13 protein-coding genes are annotated in these 12047 nt (G+C 72.2%); 4 read left to right on the top strand and 9 right to left on the bottom strand.

All coding sequences use genetic code 11. The annotated features are described in order from the left end of the window. Positions 1–73: 73 nt before the first annotated feature. Positions 74–559, top strand: a complete 486-nt coding sequence (locus tag KVT45_RS29535) for a hypothetical protein (protein WP_217552159.1) — start codon at positions 74–76, stop codon at positions 557–559. Here KVT45_RS29535 and KVT45_RS29530 read toward each other — a convergent pair whose 3' ends face one another. Genes KVT45_RS29530 through KVT45_RS29515 form a run of 4 tightly spaced genes read right to left on the bottom strand, consistent with a single transcriptional unit; the run spans position 560 to position 4341 of the window. Continuing rightward, positions 560–1015, bottom strand: a complete 456-nt coding sequence (locus KVT45_RS29530) for a MaoC family dehydratase (RefSeq protein ID WP_089103909.1) — start codon at positions 1013–1015, stop codon at positions 560–562. It lies immediately after the preceding gene. Positions 1016–1029: 14 nt separating this feature from the next. Further along, the gene (locus KVT45_RS29525; RefSeq protein WP_217552158.1) at positions 1030–2538 is read right to left on the bottom strand and encodes a long-chain fatty acid--CoA ligase; all 1509 of its coding nucleotides are present in this window, start codon (positions 2536–2538) and stop codon (positions 1030–1032) included. A gap of 10 nt (positions 2539–2548) precedes the next feature. Then, positions 2549–3424: an amidohydrolase family protein gene (locus KVT45_RS29520; protein ID WP_217552157.1), complete on the bottom strand. Its 876-nt coding sequence runs from the start codon at positions 3422–3424 to the stop codon at positions 2549–2551. Beyond that, a complete protein-coding gene (locus KVT45_RS29515; protein ID WP_308310899.1) occupies positions 3424–4341 on the bottom strand; it encodes an SDR family oxidoreductase in 918 nt (305 codons plus the stop codon). The genes KVT45_RS29520 and KVT45_RS29515 overlap by 1 nt, the downstream gene beginning before the upstream one ends. A 230-nt stretch (positions 4342–4571) precedes the next feature. Here KVT45_RS29515 and KVT45_RS29510 point away from each other — a divergent pair, with 230 nt between their 5' ends. From KVT45_RS29510 to KVT45_RS29500, 3 genes are read left to right on the top strand one after another with little or no spacing between them, the layout of a single operon-like run. Beyond that, a complete protein-coding gene (locus KVT45_RS29510; RefSeq protein WP_217552223.1) occupies positions 4572–4991 on the top strand; it encodes a MarR family winged helix-turn-helix transcriptional regulator in 420 nt (139 codons plus the stop codon). Continuing rightward, positions 4988–5761: an IclR family transcriptional regulator gene (locus KVT45_RS29505; RefSeq protein ID WP_217552156.1), complete on the top strand. Its 774-nt coding sequence runs from the start codon at positions 4988–4990 to the stop codon at positions 5759–5761. Before KVT45_RS29510 ends, KVT45_RS29505 begins: the two co-directional genes overlap by 4 nt. A 9-nt stretch (positions 5762–5770) precedes the next feature. Beyond that, complete coding sequence (locus KVT45_RS29500) at positions 5771–7111, top strand: lanthionine synthetase LanC family protein (protein ID WP_308310898.1); 1341 nt, start codon at positions 5771–5773, stop codon at positions 7109–7111. Here KVT45_RS29500 and KVT45_RS29495 read toward each other — a convergent pair. From KVT45_RS29495 to KVT45_RS29475, 5 genes are all read right to left on the bottom strand, one after another. Next, the gene (locus tag KVT45_RS29495; protein WP_217552155.1) at positions 7104–8891 is read right to left on the bottom strand and encodes a sulfatase-like hydrolase/transferase; all 1788 of its coding nucleotides are present in this window, start codon (positions 8889–8891) and stop codon (positions 7104–7106) included. The two genes, KVT45_RS29500 and KVT45_RS29495, sit on opposite strands and share 8 nt — an antisense overlap. A 116-nt stretch (positions 8892–9007) precedes the next feature. Then, positions 9008–9244: a DUF6253 family protein gene (locus tag KVT45_RS29490; RefSeq protein ID WP_089103914.1), complete on the bottom strand. Its 237-nt coding sequence runs from the start codon at positions 9242–9244 to the stop codon at positions 9008–9010. Continuing rightward, positions 9241–10059: a maleate cis-trans isomerase gene (locus KVT45_RS29485; protein ID WP_217552154.1), complete on the bottom strand. Its 819-nt coding sequence runs from the start codon at positions 10057–10059 to the stop codon at positions 9241–9243. The genes KVT45_RS29490 and KVT45_RS29485 overlap by 4 nt, the downstream gene beginning before the upstream one ends. Positions 10060–10126: 67 nt before the next feature. Further along, positions 10127–10813, bottom strand: coding sequence for a transglutaminase family protein (locus KVT45_RS29480; protein ID WP_217552153.1), 687 nt, complete (start codon positions 10811–10813; stop codon positions 10127–10129). A gap of 25 nt (positions 10814–10838) precedes the next feature. Next, positions 10839–12005, bottom strand: a complete 1167-nt coding sequence (locus KVT45_RS29475; RefSeq protein ID WP_217552152.1) for an acyl-CoA dehydrogenase family protein — start codon at positions 12003–12005, stop codon at positions 10839–10841. Positions 12006–12047: the final 42 nt, after the last annotated feature.

Here is a 12047-nt window from a genome sequence, read left to right as displayed (position 1 = left end):
CCGTCCCCGCGCGCGGGCGTTCCCGGCCCCTCCCCGAGGGGTGTCCGCGCGTTTTCACGAACGGATCACGCCCATGCTCTTCAGCCCCACCGTGCCGGCCGCCGCCGGCGCGGTCGTGGCCGTCGTCGGCGTCCTCACCCTGCGTCACCAGCGGAAGACCTCGGCCTGGGTGAAGCGGACGCGCAGGTCGGACGACGACGCCCAGGACTTCGAGGACGCCGCGGCCTATCTCAGGAAGCTCGTCGAGATGCTCTGCGACCGGACGCACAAGCCGTGCCACGCCGGGGACTTCGAGTCCCTTCACGGTCTGCGCCACCTTCTCGACGACGCCGCGCAGGCCACGGCAGCCGTCCGCCCCGAACTCGAGGCCGTCGTGGGCTGTCTGGACCGCTATCTGGCCACGGAACTTCCACGGGTGCCGGCCACCGGCCGGGCCGGCATCACCGCGCCCACCGCACAACTGGAGGCCGCGATGAGGCAGGAGCACGCCCGCATCGAGCTGAAGAACGCGGCCGGCACCGCGCAGCAGCGCATCCGTGCGCTGCGCAGAGCGGTCTGATCAGGCGTAGAACCGCGACAGGCTCTGCAGCACGGCGGCGGGCTTGGTCCCGCCGTCGATCTCGATCGTCCCGTCGACGACGATCTGCACGCCGCCCGGCACTTCCTCGACCTCCGCCAGCCGGCCGGCCAGCCGGATCCGGGAGCCGGCCTTCACCGGGGCCGGGAAACGCACCTTGTTCAGGCCGTAGTTGACCTTCGTGGTGACGCCCTGGACGTCCAGCAGCTCGGTGAACAGGGGGATGAACAACGACAGGGTGAGGTAGCCATGGGCGATCGGGGCGCCGAAGGGGCCCGCGGCCGCCCGCTCCGGGTCGACGTGGATCCACTGGTGGTCGCCGGTCGCGTCGGCGAAGGTGTCGATGCGGTCCTGGGTGACCTCGATCCAGTCGCTGGTGCCCAGGTCGCTGCCCGCGAGCTTCTTCAGTTCGTCGAGGCCGTTGACGGTGACGGTCATGTGGGTTTCCTTGGCTAGGAGTCGGGAGAGCCGTAGCGCTTGCGCACGCGGGCCTTGAGGAGCTTTCCGGAGGCGGTGCGCGGGAGTTCGTCCGCGAGCACCACCGACTTGGGGACCTTGTACTTGGCGAGCCGCCCGGCCAGTGAGGCGAGCACCTCGTCGAGGTCGAGGACGGCGCCCTCGCGGGGCACGACCACCGCGCGCGGCACCTCGCCCCACTTGTCGTCCGGTACGCCGATCACCGCGCACTCGACGATGTCGGGGTGGGCGAGGAGCACGTCCTCGATCTCGGCGGGGTAGATGTTCTCGCCCCCGGAGATGATCATGTCCTTGAAGCGGTCGACGATGAAGACGTAGCCGTCCTCGTCGACCCGTGCCGCGTCCCCGCTGCGGAACCAGCCCTCCGCGAAGGAGGCCGCCGTCTCCTCCGGCAACCCCCAGTAGCCGGGCATGACATGGGGTCCGCGGACCATCACCTCGCCGGGCTCGCCGATGTCGACCGGGGTCAGATCCGGCCGCACCACCCGTACGTCGCTGAAGAAGTGCGGTACGCCCGCCGAGCCGGCCTTGCTGATCGCGTGCTCGGCGTCGAGGAAGAGGGCACCGGGTGCGGCCTCGGTCATGCCGTAGCCCTGCAGGAAGGTCAGCCCCCGCTCCTGGTAGAGCGCGATCAGCGGAGTCGGGACCGGGGAGCCCCCGCAGGTGAGGATGCGCAGGGAGGACAGGTCGGCGTCCGGCCAGCGAGGGTGGCGGGCCACCTGGTCGAACATCGTGGGGACCCCGAACATGAAGGTGATCCGGTGCTGTTCGATCAGGTCGAAGGTGGCCTCCGGATCGAAGGACTCCACCAGGACGCAGGTGCCGCCCTTGAGGAGGACCGGGAGAGCGAGCATGTTGAGGCCCGCCGTGTGGAACAACGGGGCCGACACCAGCGCGCGTTCGTCGGCGATCAGGTCGGTGTCGACCAGGACGTTGAGCGCGTTCCAGGTGAGGTTGGCGTGCGTGAGCATCGCACCCTTGGGACGGCCGGTCGTCCCCGAGGTGTACATGATGACGCAGGTGTCGTCGGGGGCGACCGGCTCGTCGATCGGGTCGTCGGCCGCGGCTGCCAGCAACTCCTCGTACTCCGGGCCCACTTCGACGTACGTACGGACGTCGGTGGTGCCGGGGAGGCCGGCGACCAGGCCGGCGTGCGAGGGGCCGTAGAGGAGGGCCTTGGCTCCGGAGTCGGCGAGCTGGTAGGCGATCTCGGGGCCCACCAGGCGGGTGTTGAGCGGGACGAAGACCGCGCCGAGGGTACCGGCCGCGAACAGGGTCTCCAGGTAGGCGGGGTGGTTCGGGCCGAGGTAGGCGATGCGGTCGCCGCGGCGGATGCCCAGGGCGCGCAGGGCGTGGGCCAGGCGCGTGGTGCGTGCGTGCAGCGTGCGGTAGTCGGTCGGCTGCCCGCCGAACACCAATGCCGTGCGGTGCGGGGTCTTGCGGGCCCGGCGTGCGGGCCATGACCCCAGTCCCTCGTTGCGCATCTACGGCCCCTTACGACTTGGCCAGCCCGAGCAGGCGGGCGGCGTTCTCCTTGAGGATCTTCGGCCGGACCTCGTCCTTGATCGGCAGCTTCTCGAAGTCGGCGAGCCACCGGTCGGGGGTGAGGACGGGGAAATCGGAGCCGAACAGCACCTTGTCCTTGAGCAGCGTGTTGGCGTACTGCACCAGCTGCGGCGGGAAGTACTTCGGCGACCAGCCGGACAGGTCGATGTGCACGCCCGGCTTGTGGGTGGCGACGGCGAGGGCCTCGTCCTGCCAGGGGAAGGACGGGTGCGCCAGGATGATCTTCAGGTGCGGGAAGTCGGCCGCCACGTCGTCCACGTGCAGCGGGTTGCTGTACTTCAGCCGGATCCCGCCGCCGCCCGGGACCCCGGCCCCGATGCCGGTCTGGCCGGTGTGGAAGAGGGCGATGGTGCCGGTCTCCTCGATCACCTCGTACAGGCCGTACGCCACCGCGCGGTCGTTCGGGAAGAAACCCTGGATGCTGGGGTGGAACTTGAAGCCCTTCACCCCGTACTCCTCGACCAGGCGGCGGGCCTGTCTGATCCCCGCCCGGCCGCGGAACGGGTCGATGGAGGCGAAGGGGATCAGCACGTCCGCGTTGGCCGCGGCGGCCTCCGCCACCTCCTCGTTCGGTACCGGCGCGGTGCCGGTCGCGGACTCGGCGTCCACCGTGAAGATCACGGCGGCCATGTTCCGCTCCCGGTAGTGGGCGGCCGTCTCCTCGATCGTCGGCTTCCGCGCGCCCTCGACCTTGAAGTAGGCGGCGGAGGCGTCGTGCAGGTCGTCGTCGAGGGAGGAGTGCCCCCGGGAGGAGACCTCGGCATGCGTGTGGACGTCGATCGCGGTGAGAGCCTCGATGTCCATCACGCCTCCGGGAGCTTGGGCGCCGGGATGCCGACCGTCTGGAGTTCGGCGCCGACCGAGGTGGGGAAGGCGTCGGCCAGGGTGTCCGGGGTCCAGCCGCCGTCCGCGTAGGCCGCCCTGATCTCCTGGGGATGCGACCAGAGTGCCACCTTGTCGCCGCCGATGCCGATGGCCTGGCCGGTGATGGAGCGGGCGGCCTCGGAGGCCAGGAAGGGGACGACGGCCGCGCAGTCCTCGGGGGTGCCGAAGCCCTCGCCCTTGCGCAGGAAGTCCGGGAGCGGCTCGCCGTTCTTCATGGCCTCGACGTACGGGGCGAAGGCCGGGATGGTCTCGGTCATCGCGGTGGCGGCCACCGGGACGATCGCGTTGACGGTGATGCCCGCCCGGCCCAGCTCCATCGACCAGGTACGGGCCATGGCGGCGATGCCGGCCTTGGCGGCGGCGTAGTTGGTCTGGCCGAAGTTGCCGCGCTGGCCGGCCGGGGAGCCGACCAGGATCAGGGTGCCGCCCTCGCCCTGCTCGCGCATCCGGACGGCGGCCGCGCGGGCGCAGGTGAAGGTGCCCTTGAGATGGGTGGCGATCACCGCGTCGAAGTCGTCGTCGGTCATCTTCCACAGCACCTTGTCACGCAGGATGCCCGCGTTGGTGACCAGGATGTCGAGGCGGCCGAACTCCTGGACGGCCCTGCTCACGAGCCGGTCCGCGGCCTCGGCGGTGCCGACCGGGACCACCTCGGCGACGGCGGTGCCGCCGGCCTCGGCGATGGACTTCACGGCCTGCTCGGCGACGGTCTCGTCCACGTCGTTGACGACCACTGAGGCGCCGTGGGCGGCGAGGGCGTGGGCATAGGCGAGGCCCAGGCCCCGGCCGCTTCCGGTGACGACGGCGGCCTTGCCGGTGAGATCGATGGTGGGCACGGTCGGTCCCTTCACAGACGACGACGGCGGCCCCTGGGGCCACCTGCGGCTTTCGAGATCGAAGCTAAGAGCAATAATTGTTGTCGTCAATAGTTGTTGCCGACCTACGGGTGCCTCATGCTGGAATCTGTCCGACAGCCCGCCCCGTCGCCGGGGCCCGTACCAGGGAGACCGCCATCACTCGCCGGCACACCGAGAACCCGACCTCGATCGACGCGGACGAGCCGTGGATGCGCGGACTGCACGCGGACACGGGCTACCTGCTGTACCGCCTGGGTCTGCGCTCGGGGCAGCTCTTCAACACGTTCCTGCAGGAGTCGGGGCTGCGGCTGCGCCACTACGCGGTGCTGCGTTTCCTCGCCGGCTCGGAGGGCTCGCTCCAGCGGGAGCTGAGCACCCGGCTCGGCTACGACCCGAGCGCGATCGTCGGCCTGGTCGACGACCTGGAGAAGCTGGGCTTCGCCGAGCGGCGCCCCTCCCCCGACGACCGCCGCAGCCGGATCGTCGTCCTGACCGAGACCGGCCGGGTGTTCCTGCGGGACACCGACGAGGCGGGCCAGCGCGTGACCAACGAGCTGCTGGGCCCGCTCGACCCCGCCGAGCGGGCCACGCTCCACGCCCTGCTGCTGCGCGCCGCCGACCGGCCATGACCGCCGCCGCCCGGTCCGCGCCCGACCGGCTGCTCGCGGTGCTGGCCGCCTTCGACCACGGGCATCCGGCGCTGAGCCTGTCCGGCATCAGCCGCCGGGCCGGGCTCTCCCTGACCACCGCGCACCGGCTGGTCGGGGCGCTCACCGCATGGGGCGCGCTGGAACGGGACGCGGACGGCCTCTACCACGTGGGCCTGCGGCTCTGGGAGCTGGCAGCGCTGGCGCCGCGCGGTCTGGCGCTGCGTCAGATCGCGCTGCCGTACCTGGAGGACCTGTACGAAGCGACCCACGAGAACGTGCAGTTGGCGGTGCGGGACGGGTCCGAGGTCGTCTACATCGAGTGGCTGTCGGGACGCTCGGCGGTGGGCGTGCACATCCGGGTGGGCGCCCGCTGGCCGCTGCATGCGACCGGGGTGGGGCTCGCCCTGCTCGCGCACGAGACGCCCGACTTCCAACAGGACTACTGCGCAGGTCCGTTGGCATCCTTCACGCCGTACACCGTCACGGATCCGGACAGGTTGCGGCGCTCGCTGGCCGAAGTCCGGCGTACGGGTGCCGCGGTGAGCAGCCGTCAGGTCACCGATGACGCGCTGTCGGTGGCGGCTCCGGTGCGCGGGGCGACCGGACAGGTGGTCGCGGCCGTCTCGGTGGTGGTGCCCGAGGCCGACGCCCAGGTACCGGTGCTGGTCCCGGCGGTGCGGCTGGCGGCCCGCGGGATCTCCCGGGCGCTGGGCTGGCAGCCGGACCGGACGGCGGGCCGGGCCGTGTAGCGTTGCCGGGTGACGACGAGCGAGGTGTACCGGGAGCTGGGAGAGGCCGCCTGGGCGTGGGTGCTGGGGCAGGTCCGGGAGGACGAGGGTCCCTGGCTGCCGGAGTCGGTGCCGGAGGAGGACCCCGGGGACCTCGCACCCGCCGAGGACCGGGACTCGCTGTACTCGGGCATCGCGGGCCTGGCCCCGGCGCTGGCGGAGATCGCGCGGTACCGGGCACTGAGCGGGCCGGAACAGGCCCTGGCGGCGGGGATCGTGAGCCGGCTGTCGGCGCAGGCACCCGTCGTGGCCGAACCCTCGCTCTATATCGGTCTGGCCGGCCACGCCACGGCGCTGCGGCTCCTCGCCCCGGGCAGCGAGGCGGTCGTGCTGCGGCGGCTGGCCGAGCTCGCGACCCCCGACGGCTGGCGGACCACCACCACCTTCGTGCCGGACTCCGACGCGCCCCTGACCGACATCATCATGGGCGTCGCGGGCGTGGTCATGACGGCCGTCTGGACGGGCGGCGAGTACGCGGAGGCGATCGCGACCACCGGCGGCGAGGCCCTGCTGCGGATGGCGGACCGCACGGAGGCGGGCCTGGACTGGGGAATCTCGCCGAGTACGGAGTGGCGCTGCCCCAACTACTCGCACGGCGCCGCCGGAGTGGGCGCCGCGCTGGCGGTGGCGGGCGCGGCGCTGCACCGCGAGGACTTCGTCGCGGCCGCCGTGGACGCGGCCCGCCATGTGCTGGCCATGGGCTCGCTCGCGGACGGCGGTTTCGTCGTCCCGCACACCATCCCGCCGTCGAAGCGGGAGGTGGAGCCGGTGACGTACACCTGGTGCCACGGTCCGGCGGGCACCTCGCACCTGTTCGCGGCGCTCGCCCACGCGGGCGTCACCGAGGTGGCGGGGCACGACGTCGGGGAGTTGCGGCAGCGCTGCCTGACCTCGATCCTCACCTCGGGAGTCCCGGAGCGTCTGCGCCCCGGGTTCTGGGACAACGACGGCCGCTGCTGCGGAACGGCGGGCGTCGGGGACGTCCTCCTCGACGCCGCGCAGGACCTCGTGGGGACGCCGGGGGCGGACACGCTGGTGAGCGCCGCGGTGCGGATGGGGGACGCGCTGGTGGAGCGGGCGGTCAGGGACGGGGCCGGCGCCCGCTGGCGGTTCGTCGAGTACCGCATCGAGTCCCCGCTGCTGCCGCCGGGCACGTCCTGGATGCAGGGCGCGGCCGGCATCACGGCGTACCTGCTGCGCCTCGCCCGGTATCTCGACACCGGTCCGGACGCCCCGGTCGTGGACCGCCCGGACCAGTGGTGGGCGGTACCGGCGCGGGTGCGTGGCGAGCGGCCGGCGCTGATCAGCTGACCGTCGCCGTCGCCGTGTAGGTGAGCTCGTCGTCCCCGTGGTGGGCGGTGCCCCGGCAGGTGAGGGTCGTGGCGGTGGAGACCCGGGGACGGGTGACCCGCCAGTGGACCGTGAGGCGTTCGCCGGGGTCGAGGCGGGGCGCGGTGGCCGCGTCCCGGGCGTGGGCGGTCCAGCCGCTCGGGGTGTCGAGGGCGAGCCGGGCGGCGCTCCAGGGGCGCGCGGAACCGTTGGCGAGCGTGGCGGTGACCGTGAACTCCGTTCCCCGTCCGCCGACTTCGAGGGTCACGCCGAAGGGCTTGCGCGGGTACACCGGCGCCCACGACGCGTGCATCAGCTTCACCAGCGCGTCCGCCCGGGCGGGCCGGGCGGCGGCGAGGTCGTGCTCCTCGCCGGGGTCGCGGGCGAGGTCGTACAGCTCCACCTCCCACTGGTCGTCCGGGACGCGGCGGTTCTGGCCGGGCGCGAACCGGATCGCCTTGAGGTCGCCGCGGCGCAGCGCCTCGGCGAGCCGGTCGCCGCGGCCGTGGTCGGCGGCGTTCTGGCGGGCGGTGACGCCGTCGTGGTTGCGGTAGAAGTAGAGGCTGTCATGGCGGGCGGCAGCGGCGGAACCGCGCAGCAGCGGGGCGATGGAGAGGCCGTCGACGTCGGTCGGGGCGGGTGCGCCCGCGAGGTCGGCGAGGGTCGGCAGCAGGTCGGTGAGCGGGGTGGGCCGGTCGGTGGTGCCGGCCTTGACGTGCCGCGGGGACCAGGCGATGAACGGGACGCGGATGCCGCCCTCGTACAGGTTCCGCTTGAAGCCGCGCAACGGGCCGTTGCCGTCGAAGAGTTCGGGGTCGGTGCCCGCCTCCTCGTGCGGTCCGTTGTCACTGGTGACGAGGACGACGGTGCGGTCGGCCAGGCCGAGTGCGGTGAGCTTGTCGGTGACGTCGCCGACGAGGGTGTCGAAGGTGGTGACCTGGGCCGCGTGCCGCTTGTTGGGACCGGTCCAGGGGCGGTCGGCGTACTCGCCGACGTGCGGGTCCTTGCTGGGGGCGTGCGGCACGGTCGGGGCGAGGTAGAGCAGGAACGGCTCGTCGCGGTGGGTGTGGAGGAAGCCGAGCGCCCGCTCGGAGACGAGGTCGGGGGCGTAGACCTGCTGGGCGCCGCCCTTGTTGGCCGGGATCTCCTCGCGGGTGCCGTTGTGCCACAGGTACTCGGGGAAGTAGTCGTGGGCGTGGTGGTGGGTGAGGTAGCCGTAGAACTCCTCGAAGCCACGGGCGTTGGGGTGGCTCGGCTGGTCCGGGGCGTTGGGTCCGAAGCCCCACTTGCCGATCAGGCCGGTGCGGTAGCCGAGCGCCCTGAGCGCCTGAGCGAACGTGAAGTCCCGGTCGCTGAGGGCGCCTTGGCCGCCGGGTCCCCAGGGGTTGGTGCGTACGGTCGCGTGCCCGCCGTGCAGGCCGGTGAGCAGCGAGCAGCGCGAGGGCGCGCAAACCGGGGCGGCCGCGTAGGCCTGGGTGAAGCGCAGGCCCTCGGCGGCGAGGGTGTCCAGGCGCGGGGTGTGCATCAGCTGCTGGCCGTAGGAGCCGAGTTCGCCGTAGCCGAGGTCGTCGGCGAGGATCACGACGAAGTTGAGCCGGTCGGAGGGGGTCTGTACGGCCGGTGCCGCCACGGCGGGTGCCACGGTGGGCCGGGGCTGCCCGGATGCCGGCTGCGCCTCGTCCCCGTCCTCGCACCCCGAGACCGCCGCGAGCGCCACGGGCGCGGCGGCGGCCCCGGTGAGGAAACGACGGCGGCTGGGCATACGGATCCCCCGGTGTGCGCTGTGAACGCTCTGCTTCGCATCGTGAGAGGGAATCCCGGGGCCGGAGGTTCCCGCACCACGACATCGGAATGATCACAGACGGGTGCGCGGTCCGGTCACATGGGTGCCGGTTCGGGCGCCCCCGTGCGGGGCACGGGCGTGTCGTCCTCCAGGGGGTGGGCGTAGCGGCGGAAGCCGGGGACGTGTTCGGCCCGGCGCAGGGCGCCCCGGTAGAGGACCATGCCGTGCACGGAGGTGCCGTCGTCGCGCCAGCAGACGAGGGGGACCCGGCGGGCGTCCCCCTCGTCGGTGACGAACAGGGCCACGTGCCCGTCGGCCGCCAGCAGGCTCATGCCGCGCCGCCCGGCGGCTCGGCGGAGAACAGCCGCCCGTACCCGGTGATCCCGTGGGCCGCTCCGGCCGCTCCGGCCGCTCCGGCCAGGTGCAGGGCGTGCCAGAACAGGACCTGGTTCGCGGTCAGGACCGCGAAGTCCAGCTCCCGTTCCAGGGCGTCGATGACGCCCACCGCGCGGATGCCGTTGCCGGCCACGAGGACGGCGTCGGGCCGGTGCCCGGCGACCGTGGTGCGGATCCACTCGGACAGCGCCCCGGGGGTGATCAGCTTCTGGTTGCTGGGCAGCCCGCACGGGCCGTGGTGGACGACCTCGAAGCCCTGTTCGGTGAAGTAGTCGGCGCCGAGCCCGGACAGCCGGTCGTCGAACCACGGCGGGTTGACGAGGGCGATCCGGCGGGCACCGAGCGCGGTGAAACCGGCCACGGCCGCCGTGGTGGTGCCGGTGAGCGGCAGTCCTCGGGTGACCCGGGCGAGCCGCGCGAACAGGTCCTTCTCGCCGGCCGCTCCGAGGACGTAGGCGGAGCTGGTGAATCCCAGCGCGATCGCGTCGAGCGGGGAGGCGGCCAGCAGTTCCACCGCGTTGTCGATGTGCGGCGGCTCCACGAAGGCCCGCACCGGGTCGTGCGGGATCTTCGGGTCCATCTCGCCGCCGGCCCGCATCGCGCCGAAGTGGACGCGCGAGCCGTGCACGAACACGTCCTCGGGCGCGATCGCCTGGAACTCCGACTCCGGGCCGACGTCCGCGTGCGGTACGACCAGGCCGATGCGCGCCCGCGCCTCCCAGCCGTCCTGCCGGGCTCGGATGGTGCTCATCTGCGTGTCTCCTCGTCGTAGAGGTCGTGGTCATGGAGGTCGCGGTTGTGGAGGTCGTCGGGCCGCATCAGGCGGACGCCTCGGCGGCCAGCGAGCCGCCGCGGACCGTGCCGGTGCCGTCGGCGTTCAGGAAGCCGGGGTGCTTGCGGCGCATGTTCGCCATCACGAACTCGTAGGGAACGTCGTCGAAGCCGCCGTGGTCGGTCAGGAACTCCATGCTCTGGCGGCCCTGGTCGTCGAAGGGGTGGTGCAGGCTGTCGGCGGTGCCGTCGAACTCCAGCGGCTTCATCCCGTACAGCCGGCACAGGATCTTGTTGAAGACCGGGGTGGCCTTGACCCACCTGCCGTCCAGGTGGACCGAGTTGAGGCCGTGGAAGAAGACGTCGCCGCCGATGTGGGCGCGCAGCCGGTCGGAGGCGAGGTGGTTGCGCACATCGCCGTAGTGGACGCGGGCGGGAATGCCCACGGCCCGGCAGGCCGCCGCGTACAGCGCCGACTTGTGCAGGCAGAAGCCCTTGCGGGTGGCCGCGGTGTGGCTGGCCCGCAGACCCTGCTCGGACAGGTCGGCCCCGTACACCTCGTAGAAGACGTCGTCACGGACGGCGTGGTAGAGCTCGACGGCCAGCCGGCGCTTGTCCGCGCCGCGGTCGGTGACCGCCTCGTCGACGAAGGACTGGACGGGGTCGCTCTCGAAGTCGAGGAAGTCGGTGGGCGCGGTGAGCCGGCGCAGGTCGTCCGGGGTGAGTGCGTTCATGGTGACCCTTTCGTCAGCTTCCGGCTCACAGGCCCAGGAGGGAGGCGATGCGGTTGCGCTGGATCTCGCTGGTGCCGGAGTAGATGGTTCCGCCGACCGCGTTGCGGACGTCCCGCTCGATTCCGGTGGCGGTGAGATAGCCCTGGCCGCCGAAGATCTGGACGGCGTCGAGCGCGGTGCGCTTGTTGGCCTCGCTGACCACGGTCTTGGTGGCGGCGACGTCGATCGCGGCGTCCTGGCCGGACGCCACCTTGGCGCCGGTGTCGGTGAGCCACTTGCGGGCGGTCTCCACCGCGATCTTCATGTCCGCGATCTTGTGGGCGACGCCCTGGAAGGCGCCGATCGGTTCGCCGAACTGACGGCGGGACTTGGCGTACTTGAGTACGCGCTCCAGTCGGTGCTCCATCTCGCCGAGCGTGAGGGAGAAGGAGAAGAGGATCTCCCGCTTCATCACGTGGTCGAGGATCAGGAAGCCGGCGCCCTCCTGGCCGATGCGCCGGGTGGCGGGCACGCGCAGCCGCTCCAAGGTCACCTCGCTCAGCGGGGAGGTGCGCAGCCCCATCTTGCCGAGCGGCTCGCCGACCCTGAGGCCGGGGGTGTCCCGCTCGACGAGGAAGACGCTCAGGCCGAACGGACCGGGCTTTCCGGTGCGTACGTACAGCAGGAAGAGGTCGGCGATCGGGGCGTTGGTGATGAACATCTTGCCGCCGTCGATGACGTAGTCGTCACCGTCCCTGGTCGCGGTGGTGGAGATGTTCAGGGCGTCGGAGCCGTTGCCCGGCTCGGTGATGGCGTGCGCGGTGACCAGGTCGCCCGTGACGATCGGGGGCAGGAAGCGGTCCTTGAGCTCCTCGGAGCCGAATGCCTGCAGCGGGACACCGACGCTGACGATCTGCGTGGAGGCGGAGAAGCCGAGGCCGGCGTCGCGGCAGGTGTGCCCGAGGCCCTCAAGGGCGCGCATCGTGTCGGTCAGGGTGCCGCCACGGCCGCCGTACCGCGTCTCGAACGGTACGGTGAGCAGCCCGGAGCGCTGGATCGTCTTCCACTTCTCCCAGGGGAACTCCGCTCGGGCGTCCCACTCCTCGACGTCGTGGTTGAGCTCGTCCGCCCAGGGGGCGACGAGGGTGTACGGGTCCGGTCCGGTGTCGGTGGCGGTGCCGGTGGTCCGCGGTGCGGACGGTGCGGGTGTCATGCGTGTGCTGCCTTCCGGTACGTCGTTGGTCGGGGCCGGGGC

Origin of the sequence: Streptomyces sp. GbtcB6, assembly GCF_019091475.1 — a bacterium.
Taxonomy (GTDB): Bacteria; Actinomycetota; Actinomycetes; order Streptomycetales; family Streptomycetaceae; genus Streptomyces; species Streptomyces hyaluromycini.
This window is presented reverse-complemented; position numbering and strand designations above follow the sequence as displayed.